Origin of the sequence: Streptomyces sp. NPDC057253 (assembly GCF_042669125.1) — a bacterium.
GTDB lineage: Bacteria > Actinomycetota > Actinomycetes > Streptomycetales > Streptomycetaceae > Streptomyces.
The window spans coordinates 18166-41646 of record NZ_JBHUXV010000048.1 but is presented as its reverse complement, the minus strand read 5'-3'; the positions used below and the strand labels follow the sequence as shown (position 1 = coordinate 41646).

At 69.7% G+C, this 23481-nt stretch carries 19 protein-coding genes and 2 pseudogenes; 9 read left to right on the top strand and 12 right to left on the bottom strand.

All coding sequences use genetic code 11. The features are described 5' to 3' along the window. The first annotated feature begins 411 nt into the window (after positions 1-411). The 7 genes from ACFULQ_RS25340 to ACFULQ_RS25310 all read left to right on the top strand — a co-directional run bounded on the left by ACFULQ_RS25340 (position 412) and on the right by ACFULQ_RS25310 (position 10673). Positions 412-1707 (top strand): aspartate aminotransferase family protein, encoded by a 1296-nt coding sequence (locus ACFULQ_RS25340; RefSeq protein ID WP_383547432.1) that lies wholly within the window; start codon positions 412-414, stop codon positions 1705-1707. Continuing rightward, positions 1704-3050, top strand: coding sequence for an aspartate aminotransferase family protein (locus tag ACFULQ_RS25335; protein WP_383547430.1), 1347 nt, complete (start codon positions 1704-1706; stop codon positions 3048-3050). The genes ACFULQ_RS25340 and ACFULQ_RS25335 overlap by 4 nt, the downstream gene beginning before the upstream one ends. Then, entirely contained in the window at positions 3050-4060 is a 1011-nt protein-coding gene (locus tag ACFULQ_RS25330; protein ID WP_383547428.1) for an ABC transporter permease, read from the top strand. Before ACFULQ_RS25335 ends, ACFULQ_RS25330 begins: the two co-directional genes overlap by 1 nt. Continuing rightward, complete coding sequence (locus ACFULQ_RS25325; RefSeq protein ID WP_383547426.1) at positions 4057-4941, top strand: ABC transporter permease; 885 nt, start codon at positions 4057-4059, stop codon at positions 4939-4941. Before ACFULQ_RS25330 ends, ACFULQ_RS25325 begins: the two co-directional genes overlap by 4 nt. Then, complete coding sequence (locus ACFULQ_RS25320; RefSeq protein ID WP_383547424.1) at positions 4938-6776, top strand: ABC transporter ATP-binding protein; 1839 nt, start codon at positions 4938-4940, stop codon at positions 6774-6776. Before ACFULQ_RS25325 ends, ACFULQ_RS25320 begins: the two co-directional genes overlap by 4 nt. Continuing rightward, a complete protein-coding gene (locus tag ACFULQ_RS25315) occupies positions 6773-8371 on the top strand; it encodes an ABC transporter substrate-binding protein (protein ID WP_383547422.1) in 1599 nt (532 codons plus the stop codon). Before ACFULQ_RS25320 ends, ACFULQ_RS25315 begins: the two co-directional genes overlap by 4 nt. 376 nt (positions 8372-8747) lie before the next feature. After that, entirely contained in the window at positions 8748-10673 is a 1926-nt protein-coding gene (locus ACFULQ_RS25310) for an alpha-L-fucosidase (RefSeq protein ID WP_383547420.1), read from the top strand. 73 nt (positions 10674-10746) lie between these two features. Here ACFULQ_RS25310 and ACFULQ_RS25305 read toward each other — a convergent pair whose 3' ends face one another. The 7 genes and pseudogenes from ACFULQ_RS25305 to ACFULQ_RS25275 all read right to left on the bottom strand — a co-directional run bounded on the left by ACFULQ_RS25305 (position 10747) and on the right by ACFULQ_RS25275 (position 17665). Next, positions 10747-11799: an aldo/keto reductase gene (locus ACFULQ_RS25305; RefSeq protein WP_383547418.1), complete on the bottom strand. Its 1053-nt coding sequence runs from the start codon at positions 11797-11799 to the stop codon at positions 10747-10749. 10 nt (positions 11800-11809) lie between these two features. Then, positions 11810-12544, bottom strand: a complete 735-nt coding sequence (locus tag ACFULQ_RS25300; RefSeq protein WP_383547416.1) for an SDR family NAD(P)-dependent oxidoreductase — start codon at positions 12542-12544, stop codon at positions 11810-11812. A 108-nt stretch (positions 12545-12652) separates the two neighbouring features. Beyond that, positions 12653-13503 (bottom strand): annotated as a pseudogene (locus ACFULQ_RS25295) (fumarylacetoacetate hydrolase family protein). Between the two features lie 171 nt (positions 13504-13674). Next, a complete protein-coding gene (locus ACFULQ_RS25290; protein WP_383547414.1) occupies positions 13675-14361 on the bottom strand; it encodes a GntR family transcriptional regulator in 687 nt (228 codons plus the stop codon). A 111-nt stretch (positions 14362-14472) separates the two neighbouring features. Next, a complete protein-coding gene (locus tag ACFULQ_RS25285) occupies positions 14473-15339 on the bottom strand; it encodes a carbohydrate ABC transporter permease (RefSeq protein WP_383547474.1) in 867 nt (288 codons plus the stop codon). A gap of 78 nt (positions 15340-15417) precedes the next feature. Continuing rightward, positions 15418-16338 (bottom strand): carbohydrate ABC transporter permease, encoded by a 921-nt coding sequence (locus tag ACFULQ_RS25280; protein WP_383547412.1) that lies wholly within the window; start codon positions 16336-16338, stop codon positions 15418-15420. A 4-nt stretch (positions 16339-16342) separates the two neighbouring features. Beyond that, positions 16343-17665, bottom strand: a complete 1323-nt coding sequence (locus tag ACFULQ_RS25275; protein WP_383547410.1) for an ABC transporter substrate-binding protein — start codon at positions 17663-17665, stop codon at positions 16343-16345. A 212-nt stretch (positions 17666-17877) separates the two neighbouring features. On the opposite strand from ACFULQ_RS25275, the gene ACFULQ_RS25270 reads away from it, so the two are divergent. Both ACFULQ_RS25270 and ACFULQ_RS25265 read left to right on the top strand, forming a co-directional pair. Then, positions 17878-18954, top strand: coding sequence for an enolase C-terminal domain-like protein (locus ACFULQ_RS25270; RefSeq protein WP_383547408.1), 1077 nt, complete (start codon positions 17878-17880; stop codon positions 18952-18954). A 268-nt stretch (positions 18955-19222) separates the two neighbouring features. After that, positions 19223-19459 (top strand): annotated as a pseudogene (locus ACFULQ_RS25265) (helix-turn-helix domain-containing protein); the annotation flags it as partial. Here ACFULQ_RS25265 and ACFULQ_RS25260 read toward each other — a convergent pair. From ACFULQ_RS25260 to ACFULQ_RS25240, 5 genes are all read right to left on the bottom strand, one after another. Next, entirely contained in the window at positions 19386-20060 is a 675-nt protein-coding gene (locus ACFULQ_RS25260; RefSeq protein ID WP_383547406.1) for a transposase, read from the bottom strand. The pseudogene ACFULQ_RS25265 and the gene ACFULQ_RS25260 sit on opposite strands and share 74 nt — an antisense overlap. Further along, on the bottom strand, positions 19945-20955 hold the full coding sequence (locus ACFULQ_RS25255) for a hypothetical protein (RefSeq protein ID WP_383547404.1): 1011 nt from the start codon (positions 20953-20955) through the stop codon (positions 19945-19947). Before ACFULQ_RS25255 ends, ACFULQ_RS25260 begins: the two co-directional genes overlap by 116 nt. Before the next feature lie 119 nt (positions 20956-21074). Continuing rightward, entirely contained in the window at positions 21075-22085 is a 1011-nt protein-coding gene (locus tag ACFULQ_RS25250) for an NAD(P)H-dependent glycerol-3-phosphate dehydrogenase (protein WP_383547402.1), read from the bottom strand. A gap of 163 nt (positions 22086-22248) precedes the next feature. Beyond that, complete coding sequence (locus tag ACFULQ_RS25245) at positions 22249-23079, bottom strand: phosphotransferase (RefSeq protein WP_383547400.1); 831 nt, start codon at positions 23077-23079, stop codon at positions 22249-22251. A gap of 91 nt (positions 23080-23170) precedes the next feature. After that, positions 23171-23446, bottom strand: a complete 276-nt coding sequence (locus ACFULQ_RS25240; RefSeq protein ID WP_383547398.1) for a hypothetical protein — start codon at positions 23444-23446, stop codon at positions 23171-23173. Positions 23447-23481 lie beyond the last annotated feature (35 nt).

Genomic DNA, 23481 nt, shown 5'->3' with positions numbered 1-23481 from the left:
GCCGGACGGCTCCGAAGGGGAAGCGACGGACCGTGATCGACCACACCACGACGGGGACACGAACCTCGCTCCGGCCGGGGAAACGGAATCCCGGGTGTGCGGAGCCGGACCGCGCGCCCGCTCCCACCTCGTCGGCGCAACCGCTGCGCAGTTGCCTCGCGGCACCTCGGACTTGACGTCCGGTGTCCTTGAGTTGTCGGTGGGCGCACGCTTCCGGGCCCACCACTACTGCCGCAACCGGGAACGGGCCAGTCTGTCCGGAAGACACCGCTGACCGGTCAGGTCCTGGCACTGTGCCGGTGGCTCGCCGAGCGGAAGATCTCCGGAGGGCGCTCGATCCTTACACCATCAAATGATTCCGGGAAGACCTCCATCGACAGCGGCGCGGCCTGGGCCGCACGAGACCGCGCCGTGATCCAGCACCCCACGATCGGCGACGAGACGGACGAACGCCTGGTGCTCGTGGAGGGGCGCGGCAGTCAGGTCCGCGACATGGACGGCCGAGAGTACCTGGACGCCTACGCCGGCGGACGGTTCACCCAGATCGGTCACGGCCGCGCGGAGATCGCCGACGTCATGGCCGAGCAGATGCTGACGCTGGAGCACTTCGGGACCGGCGGCAACGTCACCAATCCTCCGGCCATCACCCTGGCGGAGCGCATCGTGGCTCACGCACCGGCCGGGATCCGAAAGGTGAGTTACCTCAGCAGCGGGTCCGAGGCGTGCGACGAGGCGGTCCGGCTGATCCGCGAGTTCCAGCACCGACGCGGGCACCCCGAGCGGCACTGGATCATCTCGGTGTCCGGTTCCCACCACGGCCGGACCCTTGCCGGGGCCGCGCTCCGCGGCTGGGGGGAGGACGCCGGGTACGGGCCCGTACTCCCGGGGTTCGTCCAGGTGGCGGCGCCGCGCGAGCGTCCGTCCGATCCGGCGGGGACCTCCGTCGAGCACTGTCTGCGGGAGCTGCGCGCCATTATCGAGTCGGTCGGCCCGAACCGGGTCGCCGCCTTCTTCGCCGAACCCGTCCTGGGCGCGCGGGACCTGGTCGTCCCGCTGCCGCGGCGCTGGTGGTCCGGCGTGACCGCACTGCTCGCCGAGTTCGACATTCCGCTGGTGCTCGACGAGGTCGTCACCGGGTTCGGACGGACCGGCACCTGGTTCGGGGCGGAGCACCACGGTCTGGCGCCCGACCTGGTGATCACCGCGAACGGGATCGCCGGCGGCTACCTGCCGCTCGCGGCGATCCTCTACAGCGAGCGCGCCGCCGAGGTGCTCGCCGGCGCCGACAGCGGGGGCTCCTACGGAGGCCACGGCGCCGCCTGCGCGGTGGCGGGCGCGGTCCTGGACGTGATCGACAAGGAGGCGTTGGTCGCCAACGCCGAGGCGGTGGGGCACCACCTGGCGAGGGCGCTCGCACCTCTACGGCGGCTGGACGCCGTGGGCGACGTCCGCGCCCTCGGTCTGCTGGCCGCCGTCGAACTCGTCGCGGACCATGCGACCGGGGAACCCTGCCCGGTGGACCCGATACTGCTCGAACGGGTCATCCGGCAGGACCACGGCGTGATCGTCGGCGTCCACGCCAACATCGTCACGATCGCACCACCGCTCGTCCTCACCGAAGCGCAGGCCGAGTTCCTCGGCACGGCACTGCAGGGCGCCCTGTCCAGGGTCCGGCCCGACGGATCGATCCTGAGGGGGCAATCGTGAGCACACCCGCGACCTGGGCCGAACGCGACCGCGCGGTCGTGCAGCACCCGTGGCTCGATGCCGCCGTCACCGAGCGCGCGGTGATCGTGCGAGGCGAGGGCGCCACCGTATGGGACAGCGACGGCCGCGCCTTCCTGGACGGGGAGTCCGCCGCCTGGCTGACGCATGTGGGACACGGCCGGGCAGAGCTCGCGCAGGCCGCACGCCGGCAGGCCGAACGGCTCGGTCACATCTCGACGGAGGGGGTCCTCACCAACAGGCCCGCCATCGAACTCGCCGAACGGCTGCTGGCGAAGGCTCCGGCGAACATGGCACGCGTCCGCTTCGCCAGCTGTGGCTCGGAGGCCGACGACGACGCGTTCCGGCTCGCCCGGCTCTACCACGCCCGGCGCGGCGAGCCGGATCGCACTTGGGTCCTGTCCCTGGAGGGATGTTTCCACGGGCGTTGTTACTCCGGGGCGGCCCTGCAGGGATTCACCTCCGACATGGGCCTGGGCCCGATGCTGCCCCGGGTCCGTCAGGTGATCTCACCGCTGCGGCAGAACACGGCCCGCTTCGAGGGGGCCGACCCCACCGACCACTGCATCGAGGCGCTGCGGCGCACCATCGACGACCTGGGCGCGGAGAACATCGCCGCGTTCTTCGCCGAGCCGGTGATGGCCGGTCCCGGCATGGTCGAGCTGCCCGCGGACTACTGGCCGCGGGTCAGCGAGGTCCTCCGGGCCAACGGCATCCTGCTGGTGTTCGACGAGGTCGTGACGGCCTTCGGACGCTGCGGTGACTGGTTCGCCGCCAACCTCTACGGAGTCGAGCCGGACATCATCGTCGTGGCCAAGGGCATCGCGAGCGGTTACGCGCCGCTGGCGGCGCTGCTGCTCTCCGCGGAGGTGGCCACGGCGATCACCGGTGCCGAGGGCGGCGGCACCTACGGCGGGCACGCGGTCGCCTGCGCGGTCGCCTGCGCCAACCTCGACGTGATCGAAGCGGAGGGCCTGGTGGGGCGGTCCGCGGAGCTCGGGCGGCGCATGAAGGAGCGGCTCGCCGCCGAACTCGCGGCGGTGCCGGTCGTGGACTACGTCAGCGGCTGCGGTCTGATGCTCGGGGTGCACCTGACCTCGGACCGGGCGACCGGGGCGGAGCTGGTGATCGGCGAGGAGGTCATCGACTCGGTGCTCAGGGACGACTACGGCGTCCTGGCGATGTACTACCACGGCTCGGTCAACCTGGTGCCCCCGCTGGTCCTGACGGACGCCGAGGCCGACCGTATCGTCGCCGCCGTCGTGGCCACCGTCCGTCGGATCGGCCCCGACGGCTCACTGGCGCCCGCGGACGGCGCACGCTGATGGCACGGACAGGAGAGGACGCTCCCGGCGGTCGGTGGCGCGGGTCGGGGCTGGGCGGCTGGCTGCTGAGGCGAGTCCTGAGCGGTGTGGTGGTCCTGCTCGTGGTGTCGCTGCTGGTCTTTCTGGCCACCCAGGTACTGCCCTCCGACCCGGCGCAGGCCATCCTGGGGCGCCGCGCCACGCCGGAGCAACTCGTACGTCTTCGGCACCAGTTGGGGCTGGACCGGCCACTGTGGGAGCAGTACTGGCACTGGCTTCGGGGTGTCCTGACCGGAGACCTCGGGCAGTCACTGGCCGCCGGCCGGCCGGTGAGCAGCGTGGTCGCGGACCGTCTGCGGGACTCGCTGGCCCTGATGACGTACGCGGCGGCCGTGGCCATCCCGCTGCCCATCGTGATCGGGACGTGGCTGGCGGTGCGCCGCGACCGCTTCACCGACCGGGTGACGAGCCCCGTCGTGCTCACCCTGCTGGCGCTGCCCGACTTCGTGATCGCCACCGGAGTGGTCCTGTTCTTCGCGACCTCGGTGTTCACGGTCCTGCCCGCCAGCACCATCCTCCCGCCGGGAGCGTCGGCGTTCACCCAGGTGCGGCAGCTCGTGCTGCCGGCACTGGCACTGACCCTCATCTCCGCCCCCTACACCATCCGGCTGTCGCGGGCGGCGATGATCGAGGAACTGGACTCCGAGTACGTGGCCATGGCACGGCTGCGCGGAATCTCCGAGCGGAACGTGGTGTGGCGGCACGCGCTGCCCAACGCGCTGGTCCCGGCCATCCAGTCCTCGGCCCTGACCCTCAGCTATCTGCTCGGCGGCATCGTGATCGTCGAGGTGATCTTCAACTACCCGGGCCTCGGAACGCTGTTCCAGAACGCCGAGTCCACCCGGGACCTGCCCGTCATCCAGGCCGTCTGCATGGTCTTCGCGGCCGGGATCGTGGTCGCCAACATCGCGGCCGACGTGCTCACCGTGCTCCTCACCCCGAGACTGCGTACCTCTGGAGGCATGCGATGACGTCCGTCGTGAGCGACACCCGGCCGGCGCCGCGGCGCCGCGGCAGGTCCCGCTGGGTGGCCAGGTATCTCGCCGACCGCGGGGCGAGGTCCGGAGCGGTCGGTACCACGCTGATGGTACTGGTCGGGGTCTGCGGGCCCTGGCTGGCACCGCACTCGCCCAGCGCGATCGTCGGCGTGCCGTTCCAGGCACCGGGCCCGGCCATGCCGCTCGGCGGCGACTTCCTCGGCGAGGACGTACTGTCCCGGATCCTCTGCGGCGGCCGGTCGGTGATCTGGATGTCGTTCGCCGCCACCGCGATCACCCTCGTGGTCGGCGTCACCGTCGGGATGATCGCGGGCTACTCGGGGCGCCGGACCGACGCGGCCACCGTGTGGTCGATGGACGTGCTGCTCGCCCTGCCCGACATCGTGATGGTCCTGATGTTCATCGTCCTCCTCGGGCGCGACCCGTGGATCATCGTGATGATCACCGCGCTGAGTTTCCTGCCCGTGGTGGTGCGGCTGGTACGCGGGCTGACGCTCGAGGTGGTGGGCCGGGAGCATGTCGAGAGCGCGCGTGCCATGGGGTTCTCCCGGCGGGACATCGTCCTGCAGGAGGTCCTGCCCAACGTCCTCACCCCCGTACTGGTCCAGGCGGGCGCCCTGCTGACCTGGTCGATCGGCCTGGTCGCGGGCATCAGCTTCCTCGGGTTCGGCGTCCAACCGCCCGCCGCCGACTGGGGGTTGATGATCTCCGAGAACTTCTCGGGGGTGACCGTGCAGCCCCTCGCGGTGCTGGCCCCGATCGTCATGATCACCCTGTTCACGATCGCCACCAACACCCTCGCCGAAGGCGTCGGACGGAGCTTCACCGGAGTCGAACGGAGTACCGCCTCATGAGCAGCGGCCTGGAGGTACGGGACCTGCTGGTGGAACTCGCCGACGGGACACCGGTGGTCCAGGGGGTCTCCTTCGATGTCCGGCCCGGCGAGATCGTGGCACTGGTCGGCGAGTCGGGCTGCGGAAAGACCACCATCGGCACCGCACTGCTGGGCCACGCCCGGCGCGGGGCGCGGATCGCGGGCGGCAGCGTCCTGCTCGACGGCGTCGACCTGCTGGCGCTGAAACCGGACGAACTCGGCAGGTTGCGCGGGGCACGCATCGCGTACGTCCCCCAGGACCCCGCCTCGGCGCTGAGCCCGGGCAGACGGGTCGGCTGGCAGTTGCACGACGTGCTGCGCGAGCACGCCGCCGGCCTCTCGGCACAGCAGCGCTCGGACGCCGTCGCGTCGGCGCTCTCCGATGTGCGGCTTCCCTCCGACGAGGGGTTCCTGGCGCGGTTCCCGCACCAGCTCTCCGGCGGACAACTGCAGCGTGTGCTGCTGGCGATGGCCTTCCTGCTGCGGCCCACCGCGATCGTGCTCGACGAGCCGACCACCAGCCTGGACGTGACCACCCAGGCCCGGATTCTGGAGATCGTGCGCGAACAGTGCCGTTCCCGGAAGGTCGCGGCGGTGCACGTGACGCACGACCTCGCCGTCGTACGGCACCTGGCGGACCGGGTGCTGGTCCTGTACGGCGGCCGGATCGCGGAGGTCGGCACCCGGCAGGCCATCTTCGAGGCGCCCGCACACCCCTACACCGGTGCCCTGCTCTCCGCCGTCCCCGACGTCGCGGGCCGTCGGATCCTGGGCCGGCTCCCCGGCACCGCGCCGCGCCCCGGAGACCGGCCCGCGGGGTGCCCCTTCTCGCCCCGCTGCCGGCACGCCACCGAACACTGCGCGGACGAGCACCCGCCCGTCACCCACATCGGTCCCGCCCACCAGGTCGCCTGCTGGCAACCGGTACAAGGGCCCCAGGCCGCTCAGCCCGCCTTCGCCTCCTCGGCCGAAGGCCCCGACGCCGCCCAGGCTCCCCCGGCACTGCTGGAGATTCGCGGCCTCAGCGCGCGCTACGGGTCGGCGCAGGTGCTCTTCGACGTCGACCTCGACGTCCGGCAGGGCGAGTGCCTGGCGCTGGTCGGTGAGTCCGGTTCGGGCAAGAGCACCCTGTCCCGGTCACTGGTCGGGCTCACCGGACAGTGGACGGGTACGGTCCGCTACGCGGGCGCGGAGCTGGCCAGGCACGCGCACGAGCGCGACCGGCAGAGCCAGCGCACCATCCAGTACGTCTTCCAGAGCCCGGACCGTGCGCTGAACCCGCGGCGCACCGTGATCAGCAGCGTCGTGGCCCCGATCCGGCACTTCTTCGGTGTCTCCGAGGAGGAGGCCCGCGCACAGGCTCGGGAGGCGCTCTCACTGGTCTCGCTCTCTCCCGGTCTGGCCGAGCGGTTGCCCCGTGACCTCTCCGGCGGTGAGCGGCAGCGAGCGGCGATCGCACGGGCCGTCGCCTGCCGGCCGACGCTGATGATCTGCGACGAGATCACGTCGGCACTGGACGTGTCGGTGCAGGCCTCGATCCTCGAACTGCTCGGACGGCTCCAGGCGGAGCAGCAGTTGACCATGCTCTTCGTCACGCACAACCTCGCTGTCGTCCGGCAGATCGCCGACCGGGTGGCCGTGCTGCACAACGGCAGGCTCGCGGAGGTCGGTCCGGTGCACGGGATCCTCGACCACGCCACGACCCCCTACACCATGACGCTGATCCGCGACTCCCTCTCGCTCGTCGACGCCCCGGCCGCATCCGGTGGTCCCGACATACCGGCAGACAGTTCTTCGTTGAAGGAGCCCAGATGACCGATGTGCGGACCGCAGAGTCGTTCCCGAGCCGCCGTGAGCTGCTCAGGTACGGCGCTCTCGGCGGGGCAGCGCTGCTCGGCGGAGCGGCGCTGACCGCCTGTGGCGGAGTACAGCCCGGGAAGTCCGAGCCGGGGGCCGGAAAGGAGAAGCTCCGCTACGGTGCCCCCAAACGTGGCGGTGTGCTGCGGCACGGCATGACCGGAGGCAGCTTCAGCGACACCCTCGACCCCGCGAAGGGCATGAACGCCCTGGACACCGCGAGGGCGGGGGCACTGTTCGACAACGTCTGGAGCCCCGACGCCGACTACCGTATACAGAAGTGGCTGGCCGAGGAGTACAGCTCCAACGCGACGGCCGACGTGTGGACGGTGCGGCTCAGGAAGGGTGTGGAGTTCCACAACGGCAAGACCCTGACGGCCGACGACCTGATCCACACGATCCGACGGACCCTCGACCCGTCCATCGCGTCCCCCTATGCGGGGAGCCTCGCGATGATCGACCCCAAAGGGCTGCGGAAGCTCGACGACCGCACCGTCCGTATCTCACTGACCTCGGGCTTCGTACCGCTGCCCGAGGCGATGTCGACGTTCGTCTACGTGGTCCCGGTCGACTTCGACCCCCACCGTCCGGTGGGGACCGGGCCGTTCAAGTACCAGAGCTTCCAGCCCGGCCGGCAGTCGGTGTTCACCCGGTTCGAGAACTACTGGCGCCCCGGCCACCCGTACGTCGACGAACTGCACATCATCGACTTCGCCGACGACACCTCACGGCTGAACGCGCTCAAGACCGGGCAGATCCACATCGTCGACGGCGTGCCTTATCCGCTGGCGGCCACCCTGTCGGGGCAGACGGGCATACGGGTCGTCAAGTCGCCCAAGGCGGCCATCGAGGCGTTCGGCATGCGGGCGGACGTCGCACCCTTCGACGACAACCGCGTCCGCGAGGCGTTCCGGCTGATCGTCGACCGGCCCGCGCTGATCAAGTCGTCGGTGCTCGGCTACGCGACCGTCGCCAACGACCTGTTCGCCTGGCAGGATCCCGCCTTCGACCACGCGATCCCGCAGCGCCACCAGGATCTGGACAAGGCGCGGTCGCTGCTCAGGCAGGCGGGACACGGCAGCGGTCTGGAGGTCCGGTTGACCACCAGCGACCTGCTGTCCGGCATGATCAGCGGCGCCGAGGTATTCGCCGAACAGGCCAAGGCCGCCGGGGTGACGGTCCATGTGGACAAGGTCGACCCCGGCACCTTCTTCGGCAGCCAGGGCCTCAACTTCCCCTTCGCGGCCAACATCCCCTCCACCGGGAACATCCTGATCTCCGCGACGTACACCGACGGCCCCGGCTCGACCGCCAACTCGACGCACTTCCACGACGCCGAGTACGACAGCCTCTTCAAGCAGGCGATCCGCCAGACCGACGACGCCAGACGCACCGAACTCATCCACCGGATGCAGGAGATCCAGTTCGAGCGGGGCACCTTCATCATCCCCGCCTACGTCGACATCCTCGACGCCTCCCGGGGTGTCTCCGGTGCCGAGCCCGAGGTCGGCGGCATGCCGTACTACCGGTACGGAAACCTCTGGCTCGCCTGACCGGCGGCGGGGTGGGCCTCATCTCCGCAAGGCCTACAGACATGGGATGCCTGAAAGAAAAATAGCGGAAGAAATGGGATGCAAGCGTTCAAATGCATCATCCGAAACGCTTTTCATCCCAGCAAGACAGTTGACATGGTCCGGTTACATGCAAGAGGTTCATGCCGTACATCCGGCGACGCCCGCACCGTTGCCGAGATGACGTCCCGCGTCGGCGTGCAGTCGTCGGCACCGCGGGCCGTCATCTGTTCGACGGGCGGCTCCACATGGTCCGTGGACCGGGAGGAACACCCCACGGCCGCACCATGCACCGATGCCCCGGAGGCGCGACCTCCGGTGCCGGGCGCCGTACCCCTCCGAGCTCGGGAGCCAGACCATGCCGTCAGGAAGTCCGTCCCGCCGTTCCGTCCTGACCGCTGGCGGCGTCACCGCCGCGGCGGCGGCGCTGCCCGCTTTCTCCACCTCCACGGCCCAGGCCGCCGAAAAGCCGGGCAGCGCGCTGAGAAGACTGGCCGACCTGCGGTTCGGCATGTTCAACCACTTCAACATGGGGACGTTCACCGACGAGGAGTGGGCAGCGCCCAACCAGAACCCCGCCCAGTTCGCTCCGTCCCAGGTGGACTGCGTGCAGTGGGCCAAGGCCGCCAAGGCGGCGCGGATGAGCTACGGCGTGCTCACCACCAAGCACCACGACGGCTTCTGCCTCTGGCCGACCAAGTACAACAAGTACAACGTCGCCAACAGCGGATACCGGCGGGACATCGTCGACCAGTACGTGAAGGCATTCCGGGCCGAGGGGCTCCGTGTCGGCCTGTACTTCTCGATCTGGGACCGGTCGTACAACGTCCAGGGCTACGACACCCGGCACGGGGTGGGCGCGGACCAGACCATCGTGCCCGGTGACCTGACCTACATACTGAACCAGATCACCGAACTGCTCACCGGCTACGGCACCATCGACATGTTCGTCACCGACGGCTACGCCTGGCAGATGGGCCAGCAGGCCGTCTCGTACCAACGCATCCGCGAACACGTGAAGTCCCTCCAGCCGGACATCGTCATGATCGACCACGGCGGACTGTCCGTGCCGTTCCTCGGCGACGCCATCTACTTCGAGGAGCCTCTGGGCATCACCGCGCCGGAGGGGAACACCCACGCCGCCCTGCAGGGGCAGACGATCAGCAACGGCTGGTTCTGGCACCCCTCGACGCCGACCACCAACCCCATCAGCAAGGTGTCGATCCTGTCCCATCTGGTCGACCTGGAGCCTAAGTACACCTCGTTCATCCTCAACTGCCCGCCCAACCGCGACGGCCGACTCGACGACAACATCGTCAAGAGGCTGGCCGAGGTCGGGGACGCCTGGCGGCCCGACAAGTCCCGCCCGCCGCTCCCCGCGCAGACGCCGCGCGCCGAGCACCCGGTGACACCCGTCAGCGCCTACGCCACCGGTTTCCACGACGGCGAGGGCCCGATGAACGCCATCGACGGACTCAGCGACCGGAACTTCGAGACCTGCTGGTCGACGTGGAGCCTGAACCTGCCGCACTCGATCACCATCGATCTCGGCGGGGTCTGGAGCAACGTGTCCACGCTGGAGTACCTGCCCAAGCAGTGGGGCCGCAACAACTCCACCGACGGCGACATCATCTCGTACAAGATCTCCACCAGCACCGACGGCAGCCGCTTCACGCAGGTGGCCGACGGCATCTGGGCCGGGAGCATGGCCCTGAAGGTAGTCGAGTGGAGCCCCCGCAACGTCGGGTACGTGCGGATCGAGGCCGAGGAGGGCACGGGCGGCTACACGAACATGGGCGGCGTGCGGATCGGCGGCAGGAGGAAGAAGCCGGCCCTGGTGTCGCGGGTGCTGCCGGGCGATTCGACGGTGTACCAGCTGGTCAACCGCGCCAGCGGCAAGGTGGCCGACGTCCTCGCCGACGGCACCGCCAACGGCACCGAAGTGCGCCAGCAGCCCTGGCGGAACCAGGCGAACCAGAAGTGGACCTTCGTCTCCACCGGCGACGGCTACTACACCGTCCGGAGTGCGAGCAGCGGCAAGGTCCTGGAGGTGGGCGGGCTCTCGCGGGTGAACGGCGGGAAGGCCGACATCTGGTCGGACGACAGCGTTCCGCAGCAGCACTGGGCGGTGACCCCGACCGGCGACGGCTATTTCTACCTCACCAACAGGCTCTCCGGGCTCGCCCTCAACGTCGACAACGGATCGACGGCGGACGGAGCGGCCGTCAACCAGTGGACCTACACCCGTGCAGAGCGGCAACAGTGGCGGATCGTGTCCGTGTGACGGATTCCGGCCCCGTCCGCGTCGCGGACGGGGCCGTTGTCGTATCTGCGTTCGGTCGGTGGCCGAGCCGCCCCTACGGGCTTCGGAGGCTTCCCCCATGGGCACCCGGCGCACATCCGTCGGCCTCGCCCGGCACGGGTACGTCGGGCCCCAGCAGCCCGGCTGTGCGCAGTTCGTGCCAGAGCGCGTCCGGAACCGGCCGACGGAACTGCTCGACGGCGTCCCGGACCTGCAGAGCGCTGCGCAGTCCGATCAGCACCGCGGTGACGGCCGGGTGCCCGAGGGGGAAACGCGCGGCGGCGGCCCGGAGCGGCCGCCCGTGCCGCTCGCAGACCTCCTGGAGCCGCATCGCCTGCCGCAGCAACTCCTCCGGCACGGGCGCGTAGTCGTAGGTGATGCCGGGCGAGGGAGCGGCCAGCAGGCCGGAGTTGAAGACGCCCCCGACGATGACCGAGGTGCCGCGCCGATGAGCCTCCGGCAACAGGTCCGCGAGACCGCTCGGGTCGATCAGGGAGTAGCGGCCCGCCAGCAGTACGACGTCGATGTCGGTCTCGCGGACGAAGCGTACGGGGACGGCGGTCTGGTTCGTACCGATGCCGACAGCCTTTACCAACCCCTCGCCGCGGAGGCGCTCCAGCGCCGGGTACGCCTCGGTGAGGGCCTGCTCGGTGTGGTCGTCGGGGTCGTGCAGGTAGACGGTGTCCACGTGGTCCAGGCCGAGGCGTTCCAGACTGGATTCAAGGCTGCGTCGTACGCCGTCGGCGCTGAAGTCCCACACCCGCCGGTGGGTCGCGGGTACGGCGAAGCCGTTGGCGAGGTCGTCGCCCGCCACATCGGCCACGGGTTCCAGCAGACGGCCGACCTTGGTGGAGACGGTGTAGTCCGCGCGGGGCCGGTCGCGGAGCGCGGCACCGAGGCGGCGCTCCGAGAGCCCGAGCCCGTAGTGCGGAGCGGTGTCGAAGGAGCGGATGCCCGACTCCCAGGCCACGGCCAGGGCCTCGGCGGCCTCCTGGTCGCTCACCGGGGTGAACAGGTTGCCGATTCCGGCGGCGCCGAAGGCCAGTTCGCCGACCCAGGCGTCGCCGCGGCCGAGCCGCCTGCGCCTGATCTGTCCCGTCTCTGTCATGGCAGGGCCGTCAGCTTCCGGTCGGCCGCAGCCGCAGGCCCGCCATGCCGCCGTCGACGGCCAGCGCGACCCCGGTGACGGAAGCTGCGGCGGGGCTGGCCAAGTACGCGATGGCTGCGGCGACTTCACGGGCGGTGACCAGGCGCCCGGTGGGTTGACGGGCGTTGAGAGCGGCGCGGTCGGCCGCCGAGCCGAGGAGCCGGGCGACCCACGGGGTGTCGACGGTGCCCGGATTGACACAGTTGACTCGGACGCCCTCCCGTACGTGGTCCGCTGCCATCGCCAGGGTGAGCGCGTGCACCGCGCCCTTGCTCGCGGAGTACAGGGCACGCTGCGGAAGTCCGGCGGTCGCCACGATCGAGCAGGTGTTGACGACGGCCGCGTGCCGCGATCGGCGCAGATGGGGGAGAGCGGCACGGGTCGTACGGACCACACCCAGCACGTTGACGTCCAGGACCTGATGCCACTGCTCGTCCGTGTTGTCCTCCACTGTTCCGGTCGCGCCGATGCCCGCGTTGTTGACCAGGATGTCGATCCCGCCCAGGGCAGAGGCCGCGGCCTCCACCGCCGTACGCACCGACGCGTCGTCACTCACATCGGCCCGGAACCCGTGGACGGCGTCGCCCGGATCGAGGTCCAGCACGGCGACCACCGCACCGCGTCCGGTGAGTTCCTCGACCGTGGCGCGTCCGATGCCGGAGGCTCCGCCGGTGACGATCGCCCGCAGTCCGTCGATGTCGGTCATGCGCGCACCCCCATGGCGGCGGCCGTGACAGGGCCCGGCTCGATGGGCGCGGCGGGGTGGCCGGGGCCGTGCGGGATGGTGGTCGGCGTGGTCATGGAGTCCTCCCTCTCAGGCCTGGGCGAAGGTCTGGCGCTGGGTTCCCAGGCCGTCCACGGTCAGTTCGACGACATCGCCGGAGCGCAGGAACGGTGTGCCGGGCAGACCGAGGGCGACGCCCGCAGGGGTGCCGGTGTTGATCACGTCACCGGGCTCCAGGACCATGTACTGGCTCAGATACCAGACGATGTACGCCACGTCGAAGATCATGTTCTTGGTGTTGCCGTCCTGGTGCCGCTCCCCGTTGACGGACAGCCGCAGGCCCAGCGCCTGAGGGTCGGTGATCTCGTCGGCGGTGACCAGCCAGGGGCCGAGGGGGTTGAAGGTCTCGCACGACTTGCCGAGGTCCCACTGGCCCGAGTACTCCAGCTGGAACTCACGCTCGGAGACGTCGTGGCTGATCGCGTACCCGGCGATGACGTCCGCGGATTCCTCGGGGGAGTCCAGGTAGCGGGCGGGCCGCCCGATCACGACGGCCAGCTCCACCTCCCAGTCCGTCTTCACCGACTTGCGGGGGATCAGGACCTCGTCATAAGGGCCGACCACGGTGGACGGAGCCTTCATGAACACCACTGGACGAGGCGGGATCGGCGCACCGGTCTCCTCCGCGTGGTCGCGGTAGTTCAGCCCGATGCAGATGATCTTGCCCGGGCGGGCGACGGGTGCGCCGGTCCGCAGCCCGGTGGTGTCGGTCTCCGGAAGTGCGTCGGCGGCCAGGGCCTCGCGTACCCGGGCCGTCCCGTTTGCGGCGAGGAAGGCCCCGTCGATGTCGTCGGTCAGGGACGTCAGGAGTATGTCCGGCCGTCCGGTGCGACGACGACGGGGGTTTCCCCGCCGGGCGGGCCGACGCGCAGAAGCTTCATGGGGTACCTCCAGAAGGTCCGGAGGTATGGCCTCGGGACGGGATCGGAACAGGGGATTCGGTTCGGTAGGGAGGGGAGGCGCGCCGGTGGTCGCCCCGGGGGCCGATGTCAGTGCCAGGGTGGTGACGGTGGTTCCGGCCGCTCGCCGGCTCACCGCGGGCGAGCAGGCTGTCAGGGGGCGATGGCGGAGCGGATTCGTTCCAGCGCCGCCTGGAGGTGGGCGGTCATCGCGGCTTCGGCCGCGACGGCGTCGCCCTGTGCGATCGCCTCGGCCACGGCGCGGTGTTCCTGCCAGGCCAGTTCGGTTGCGCCAGCCTGGTGGTAGGCGTGGAACTGGCGCAACTTGGGAGCGAGCCGGCGCAGCACGTCCCCGAGGACGACGTTCCCGGAGGCGTCGGCGACCAGGCCGTGGAAGGTGAGGTCCTCGTCCTGCACACCGCCGTAGTCGTGATAGGACGTTGCGCCGGAGGGCGAGGGCGGCGCGCCGCACATCGTCTTGAGCCGGTCCAGCTGTTCGACGGTGGCGTGCTCCGCGGCCTGGCCGGCTGCCCACGGTTCCAGACGGAGCCGTACGGCGTAGAGACTCTGCAGCGTGGAGTGGTCCAGCAGGTCGCCCACGACGTAGCCCTGACGCGGCCGCTTGGCCACCAGGCCCTCGCCCTCCAGCAGGGAGAGCGCCTCGCGCACCGGTGTCGGGGAGACCCCGAACCGCTGCGCGAGGTCGGAGACGAGCAGCCTGTCGCCCGGGAGGAGTTCCCGCGCCAGCAGGAGCCGGCGCAGGCCGTCGCGGACCTCGTCCGCCACTCGGGGCCTGCGGGCGATCTGCTCGCTGTCTCGCTGATTGACCGGCTGTGTCATGGACTCTTCGCTCTTCTGGATCCGCGGCGCACCGGCGGGGCGCGACCGTCCACGCCCACAATAGATTCCGGATTTGGGATTTCCAAGGGGGGTTCTGTCCTGCTCGGGCGGTCATTCCTTCGAGGCACCCGCGAGCATTCCGGAGACGAGGGAACGCTGCGAGAAGAGGAACACCAGCAGCACCGGGAGGATCGTCACCAGGGCGGCGAGGGCGAGTTCGGGGCGGCCCATGCCGCTCGCGGCCGCCGGATAGACGATCTGGGAGGAGGCCAGCAGATTGCTCAGGCCCACCTGGGCCGGGTACTGCGAGCTGGACGGCAGCATCACGAACGGCAGGAAGAAGTTGTTCCAACTGCCGACGAAGCTGAAGAACCCGACCAGCGCGATCACCGGCCGGGCCAGCGGCAGCGCGATCCGGGTGAACACCTGCCACTCGCCGCAGCCGTCCATGCGGGCCGCGGCGAGGACGTCCGCCGGGATGGTCGACGAGAAGTAGATGTAGGTGAGGTAGACCCCGAACGGGAAGAACGAGAGCGGCATGACCACCGACCAGATGGTCCCGGTCAGATGGACGGCGTTGACCTCCAGGTAGATGGGGAGCACCAGGACCGACGCGGGCATGATCATCACGATCAGCGTGATGGTCAGGAGCAGCTTCCGACCGACGAACTGTGTGAGCGCGAGGGCGTAGCCCGCGGGGACCGAGGTGACCAGGGTCAGGGCGAGCGCGCCGAACGAGTAGACGGTGGAGTTCCTGATCCAGGTGAGGACGGCCCCGTCCTGGTAGCCGTACAGCTTGTGCCAGGTGCGGGCCAGGCCGTCGAGCGAGCCCAGGGCGAAGGGGTTGCCGCCGATGATCTGGGCGTCGGACTTGGTGGGGGCCAGCACCAGCCACACGATCGGCACCGCGAAGAACACCACGAAACCCGTCGAGCAGAGCCACCACAGACCGCGTGCCACGGCCGAGCGGGCTGTGATCCGGCGGCTGGCGGACGGCCCGGCAGGGGCCGCCGGCACGCTGCGGACGGGCGGGGAGTCGATGACGGACACAGGGCATCAGTCCCTCTCGAACAGACCGCCGCGGAAGACCACGGCCGCCGCGGCGATCACACCGATGAGCAGCAGGTCCACCGACAGGGCGGCGGCGCCGTTGAAGTCGTCGGCCTGGAAGGCGTACTGGAGGCTGAGTTGGTTCAGCGACCAGGAGTCGGCGACCATCCGCTGGCTCGCCGTGGTGACCAGTTGCGGCTCCACGAACAGCTGGGTGCCGCCCGCGAAGGCGAGGATGACCATGTAGGTGATCCACTTCCGCAGCATCGGCAGCTGGATCCGCAGCACGGTCTGCAGCACACCGGCGCCGTCCATGCGGGCGGCTTCCAGGAGCTCGGCCGGGATGTTGTTGAGCGCCCCGTACATGACGATGATCCAGCCGCCGGCGCCGGTCCAGAAGGCGATGACGGCGAACACGACCGGCAGGTGCTCCGGGAGGATGACCGTGGGCAGGGAGTCCTGGCCCATCGCCCGCAGGAGGAAGCCGGCGGGGCTGACGGCCGGGTCGAGCATGATCAGCCACAGCACCACACTGGCCGCGCCCGCCAGCGCCCCGGGGACGTAGTAGACGAACCGCAGCACCTTGCCGGTGCGCGGCATCCGGCCGTGCAGCATCAGGGCCGCGGCCAGGACCAGGACGGTCAGCGAGACCAGCCAGACGGTGACGTACAGCAGTACGTTGCCCAGTGCGGAGGCGAAGCGGTAGTCGGCGAAGGTGCGGGTGAAGTTACCGAGGCCGACGAGCTGGTGACGGCTGTTCGACAGCGCCAGCCAGAGCGCATACGCGGCCGGCAGGACCCCGAAGGCGATCAGCAGGACGGTGTAGCCGCTGACGAAGAGGTAGCCGGCCCGGCCGGAGAGCCCCGAGCGGGGGCCGGGCGCCCGCTCGCCGCTGCCGCGGCGGGCGGGGACGGTTGTCAGTCGCATGGTGTCACTTCACCTTGTATCCGAGCGACGAGGCCTTGTCCTCGATCGCCTGCTGCAGATCAGGCAGCAGCGAGGTGATCGTGGCGCCCTGGGTCACCTTCGACAGGACGGTCGACTTGTACAGCTCGGTCACGTTGAACTCGGTGGTGTCGGTCCAGCCGGGCCAGATCTGGGCGGAGGCCTGCTGGAAAACGGGGGCCACGTCGCCGGCGAAGTACGAGGTGTTCTTCGGGTTCACCAGCCAGGCCTCGGCGGCCTTCGTGAATGCCGGGAAACCCGGGTTGACCACCTGGACGGAGTTGTCGGTCGTCAGCCACTTCACCAGGCCGGAGGCGCCCTTGAGGTTCCTGCTGTGGGAGGAGACGAGCCATACGCCGCCGCCGTAGTCGCCGGTGTAGGTCCGGTCGTCGTCGGACCACTTCAGCGGAGCCGCCGCGGCCATCCGGCCGGCCGGGACCTTCAGCGGGCCCGCGAACAGGTACTGGCCGTACCAGGTCGGACCGGGCATCATCAGCACCTTGTCCGCTTTCGTCTTGGCGAACGAGGCGTCCCAGGGGCTCTCAGTCGTGAGGGAACCGGACTTCAGCAGTGTGTCGAGCATCCTGGTCATGCGGGTGCACTTCGGGTCCGTGAGATCGACGTGGATCTCCTTCGGTCCGGTGAGTCCCTCGGCCGGACAACGGCTGGGCCACAGGTAGGTGTTCGGGGCGACGTCGACGGAGCCGACCAGGTAGCCCGGGTGCTCCTCGGCGACCTTCTCGCCCAGCTCCCGGTACTCCTCCCAGGTCGTCGGCACCTGGTAGCCCCACTTGGTCATCAGCTTCTTGTCGTACCAGAGCAGGGTCGGGGCGACGTCGTTGCGCAGGCAGTGGACGGTGCCCTTGGAAGTGCAGGGGTCGAGCGCGCCCTTGGAGAAACCGGAGAGGGTCGCCTCGGGCAGCAGTCCCTTGTTGAGTGGGGCGGCGTAGGGGTGCGCGCCGGTGCTCGTCCAGGAGGCCGTGGTCAGCGAGGTCGAGAAGACGACGTCCGGCCAGCCGCTGCCGGAGCGGTCGAACAGCTGGATCTTGGTGCGCAGGTCGCTGTCCTGGCCGCTGTAGGTGACCAGGTCGATCTTCACGTCGGGGTGCGCCTTGCGGTAGGCCTCCACGGCCGGCTGCCGGGTGGAGTCGGCCCAGACGGTCAGGGTGCTGCCGGGCTTCTGCTTGACCGGCTTGAAAGCGGCCGCGTCAGGGGCCGTCGACTGGTCCGGGGGCGTGGCGTCGCCGCAGGCGGCGGAGAGGGCGAGCGCGGCGACCAGCACGGCAGCGCGGAGCGGAGTTCTTCTCACGGGTGACCTCGCAGGGAGGGAAGGGACGGTCGGCTCGGGTGGGGGAGGTGTGTCTGCTCGTGGGGCGACGTCTGGCCCGGTGAGCGATGGATCTGGGGGGATTGACGCAAGGGAAGCACGACACCTACTGTCCGACAAGAGATTTGAGATCTGAGATTTTAAATTTAGTTCCTGAGCGCGATCGCCGCCCACCCGCCGAAAGGACCCGCACCGTGCGCATCACCAGCGTCGATGTCCATCTCGCAGACCCGAAGGACATCGGACCCCAGTTCAAGTGGCGAGACGGACTGCCCGGCTCGGAGCGCGTCAACACCACCGGTTACCTCGTGATCGGCACCGACGAGGGCATCAGCGGGATCGCGCCGGTCGCCCGCGGAGCGATCCTCGCCGACATCGTCGAGCGACGGCTGCGCGAGGAACTGCTGGGCGCCGACGCCCTGATGCGCGAGTTCCTCTGGCATCGGGTGTGGGAGCTCGACCGCGTCGAGGAGATGCCGATCTACGTCCTCGGGGCCGTCGACATCGCCCTGTGGGACATCGCGGCCCAGGCCGCGGGACTGCCCCTGTACCGGATGCTGGGAGGCTTCCGCCACGCCGTCCCCGCGTACGCCTCCACCGTCACCTTCGACAGCATCGAGCAGTACCTGCACGTCGCCGACCAGTGCCTCGACCTCGGCTACCCCGCCATCAAGCTGCACGCCTGGGGCGACGCCCGACGCGATGCCCGCCTGGTGACGGCCCTGCGCGAACACGTGGGCGACGACATCCCCCTGATGTACGACGGCTCGGCCGGCTTCGACCTCGCCGACGCCGTCTACCTCGGCCGGGCCCTCGACGACTCCGGATACCTCTGGTACGAGGAGCCCATGCGCGAGTTCAACGTCACCGCGCACAAGTGGCTCGGCGAGCGGGTGCGCACACCGTTGCTGGTCGGCGAGTGCTCGGACGGCGCGCACATGAACACCGCCGACTTCATCGCCTCGGGCTGCGCCACCATGGTCCGCACCAGCTGGCACCTGCGCGGTGGCATCACGGGCGCCCTGCGTACGGCCCACCTCGCCGAGGCCTTCCACCTGCGGGCCGAGGTCCACAGCCCGGGCCCGATCAGCGCTCACCTCGGCGTGGCCATCCCCAACAACACGTACTACGAGTCGCTGATCGACAGCGACCCCGTCCGCCGGGAGCCGGCGGTCGGGGTCGACGGCCTGGTCCGCCCGCCCCAGGTCGCTGGCATCGGCTACGACGGGAAGGTGTTGGAGACGTGCGGGCTGCGCGCGCGCGGCCACTAGCGTTGGATCGGGGGCGGGCCGAGGGGCCCGGGATCGTGGGTGCCATCGGAAGGGCGACTCGGGGCAGGCTCGGGCCGGTCCACACGCGACGAGCGAGGGAACGGGGTTGGGGCAGGTCCGTCAGCTTCGGATGCGCCCAGGCGGTCCCGGTCGCTGCTGTCCGCTGATGTGCGGGCCCTGTTGGAGCGGTGAACGCGTCGGGCGACGTCGGCCCAGTGCCCTGGCTCTGCGTGCGCGGCGGATTGTAGTGGCGTGAGCGGGGACGGAGGTGCCACCCATTGTCGCGGTCGCCCGGGAGCTGTGGGTGACCGCCGACGCGGTCCGCAAATGGCGGCGGCGGTCTATCGCCGACCGCCTGGACGGCTTTGTTGACGAGCCTCGGTTTGTCCGGCCGCCCACCATCGGTGTCGATCAGGTTGAGGCGGTGGTGGTCACGATCTTGGAGGAGCTCCCGAAGAACGCCACCCACTGGTCGCGGAAATCGATGGCGGATCGCAGCAGGCTGTCGAAGTCGACTCCCGCCCGAGGGTGCGGTGGTCCTCCGCGTGAGTGTCAACATGCTGAAGCAGCCTGGTGATGTCCTGGCCGCCCCTGACTCCGGACAGTCGTTCTTGGGCTGCCGAAGCCCTCGCCAGCCGGTGAGGGCTGAAGGCGAGGGCGGCGAAGGCGTCGTGAAGTTGGCGCCGTCGCACGGCGAGGCGTTTGAAGCGGTGAAGCAGGGCGAACGTCTGCTCGACGACATAGCGGAGTTTGCCCATGCCCTGGATGTTCTGCGATCCCTTGCGGGAGATGACGGGCAGGATCCGCCGGCGACGCAACTCGTCGCGGTAGGCGTTGGAGTCGTAGCCCTTGTCACCGAGCAGAGCTTCGGGCCTGCGGCCGGGCCAGTCGGGGCGCCCGTGGCGGGCGAGATGCCGTCGACCAGGGCCAGGTTCTGGGTGACGTCGCTGACGTTGGCCCCCGCCCCATGCCCGGAACAGCGACGCCCCACTACCTAGGACACGATCTTGGAGAGCGAAGGCGGTGTAGGTGCCGGCTGTGAGGCCGGAGAAGGTGATGAGTTGGCGGGGCTTGAGGCAGGTGAATGCTGTGTATCCCGATGCCAAGAGCGATCGCCCATGGGGTTGTGGCGGGGACGAGCAGTGCCGGCGGCAAGGCCATCTCTGCTGCGATGACAGCGGTTGAGATCATCTGCCACAGCCGTACGTCGCGCTTGCTGAGGTTGCCGAGATGACGGCGGATGGGGCCGGGGACGGCGAACTGGCGTCGGTGCGGGAGTTGTTCGCTGACCTGGGTGAGGACGTGTACCCACTGGGCCAGGTACAGCCCGGTACGGAACTGCGGTGAACGAAGCTTCTGCCAGGCGCTGTTCCAGTAGATGTCCGTGGTGATCAGCACGAGGAGGCATTGGGCCCAGGTGTTGGCGGTGCTCAGGGTGTGCTCGATGGCCAGTCCGCGACCGAGATCGCCTGCGACCAGGAGACAGCTGCCGATCAGCAGGGTGTACCGGACTGCATTGGGGCTCCGGAGGTAGAGCAGTTCCATGGCGGCTCTGGCCAGGACTGCTGCCAGAGACAGCAGCGGTAGCAGCCCGGCTGTGAGGGCGATGGCGGCAGCCGTCCGGATGATGAGCGCTGGCCGGTACGAAGCCGCGAGGAGGCGGGCTCGGCCAGGACCGAACCGCTGCTCCGCGAGGTGGAGGCTGAGTGATCCGGGGATGAGCCGGCCCAGCCGCCTTGTCAGCCTTTTGCCTGCTGCGGACAGGACGCGGCCGGTGCCGTCGATCCGGTTGTAGTGGCCGCTGCTGGTCAGGTAGGTGATGACCGCCTGGAGCTGGGGCGGGCCGAGGAGGAAACTGCCTGGTGACAGGTGTCGGTAGACGTTGACCGGCTCGGTGCGGCTGTCTTTGGTGCCGGTGAGTGTGACGATGGTGAATGTGGCCTGACAGAACATTTTCCAGCGTAGCCAGCGGCCGGGCAGGCGGGTGAATCCGGTGATCATCCACACCACCAGGGCGCCGGTGACGGCGAGTTCGGCAGGGGACAGTATCGATGCGGACGTGACGGAGCCTCCGGGAAGGGGAGGGTGATGGGGGAAGCCTTGGCCGGTGGGCGGATGGGTCAGCGTTCGGGCTTGGCAGGCCGCTGCATGAGTGCGGCCGTGGCTTCGTCGAGGCTGATCTTGCCGTGCAGGAGTGCCGTGATGGCCTCGGTGATCGGCATCTCGACACCGTGCGTGCGGGCCAGGTCGAGGATCGTTTCGGCTGACTTGACGCCTTCGGTGGTCTGCCGGGTTGCGGCGGTTGCTTCGTCGACGCTCATGCCCTGGCCGAGGTGGGTGCCGAAGGTGCGGTTGCGGTACAGGGGAGAGGTGCAGGTGGCGATCAGGTCGCCGCTGCCGGACAGGCCAGCGAGGGTCTCCGGGTGTGCGCCGAGGGCGGTGGCGAGCCGGGTCGTCTCTGCGAGACCGCGGGTGATGAGGATGGCTTCGGCGTTGTGGCCGAGGCGCATGCCGTGGGCGATGCCGGTGGCCAGGGCGATGACGTTCTTGACCGCGCCGCCGAGTTCGCAGCCGATCACGTCGGTACTGGTGTAGGGGCGGAAGTACGAGGTGTGGCAGGCGATCTGGAAGCGGCGCGCGGTGGCTTCGTCGGGGCAGGCCACGGTCGCGGCGGCGGGCTGCTCGGCCATGATCTCGCGGGCCAGGTTGGGCCCGGACAGTACGGCGATCCGCTCCGCGCTCAGACCGGTCACCTCGGCGATGACCTCGCTCGCCCGCTTCCCGGTGTCCCGCTCGATGCCCTTCATGAGCGAGACGATCACAGTGCCGGGTCCGATGTGTGGTGTCCAGTCGGCGAGGCTGGTGCGCAGGGACTGGGCGGGGATGGACAGCACGAGGTAGTCGGCGCGGTCCAGCGCGGTCGCCGGGTCGGTGGTGGCCGTGAGTCTGGCGGGCAGGTCGATGTCCGGGAAGTAGCCGGGGTTGCGGCGCGTCGTGTTGATCGCGTCGGCGATGTCGCTGCGGCGGGCGTGCACGGTGACGGTGGTGCCGGCGTCGGCGAGGATCTTCGCGGCGGCGGTGCCCCAGGAGCCGGCGGAGAACGCGGCCGCGCGGGCCGGGGACTGGCTCACTGCGGACTCCTCTTGGGGGAGCCTCGTGGGCTTCGCGCAGCATGTTCTGAGTCTGTACCGAGGCAGGAGACGGGCCCCCGGTAGCTTTTTCGAAGGAAGCGGGGGCGTCATGTACTCAGAGGACCGCGTCGTGCCTGCGGGGGACCAGGGGCGGTGCGGCCGATCAAGGAGAAAGGGCGTGCGGGCCCGTCTGCTGGCCTTTCTCGCGGTCCGTGGCCCATGCCTGGGCGGCGGCGGTGAGAGCAGCTCTATGAGGCATGGGGCGCGTTCGTTCCCAGTCCTGCCATGCGGCGTGGACGGTGCGCGCGAACGTTGTGACGGTGGCAGGGTCGGCCGCACGGTATGCGGGCACCTTGAGTGCGATCGTCTCGGCCTGTTCCGGCGTGTGGCCGGCGGAGATCAGACGGGGCACCGTTAGCGCCGTGTCGGCCCATGTGGGGGCGGGGCAGGAAAGGGCCCAGTCCAGTAGCAGCAGCTTGCCGCTGTGCGTCACCAGCATGTTGTGCGGGGACATGTCCGTGTGGGAGAGCGCTCGGCCTTGGAGCCCGGGCGGTATGTCCTGGGGCAGGAACTCGGTCCACCGTGTGTGAAGCGGCTTCTTGTTGAGTGCCTCGGGCCATGGCGCCTCGGACGTAACGGTAAGCGTGTGCAGGAGAAGGGCGAGATCGTCGGACCCTGGGGCCAGGTTTGGGTGTCGGCCGGCGATGTACTCGTATCCGTAGAGCATCCATCCGCCGGCGTCGACCCCCCACAGCACGCTGGCCGCCAGGGGTGCGCATCGGGTGACTCGCGCCTCGTGGCGATAGACCCACGCTTGTGGGACATCGTGCCGAGTGCCCTTGACGAATGCCCGCCCCGCTGGTGTCTGGATGGTGCAGGCGAGCCGAGACATGACGCCGTGCGGCGCGGTCTCGGCCGTCTCGACCGGGCCGGTGTACCGCTCGACGGCAGCCCGGGTCGATGGTGGTAGGTCGTGCCATTCGATGCGGTCCACCCGCGGTCTCCTGCGTTGGTCGAGCGGGAACGGGGTTGGCCCCCGGCCTGGCCACAGCGTGGCACAGACCGAGGACCGACAGGGGAACCCGCTACGGGTGGTTCGGGCTGTCCGAACAGTTCGCGTGGCACTGCGAGCAGTCGGCGAGGTCCAGCTCGGGCCAGAACTCCATGTCGATCTCGTACCCGGCGAGGGTGATCGAGTCGACGGTCAGCGCGGACAGGGCCCTGCCGCCGCCGTGCTCCTCCTTGTCGAGGAACCCGGGTTGGTGGTGCAGGAAGCGGCCGAACCGCTGCTCGCAGAACTCGGCGACGCCTGGTGTGTAGCAGGAAGGCGTGCCAGAAGTTGCCTGGTCCAGAGGAATCACGACCCAGGCACGTCACCACAACCGATGCACGCACC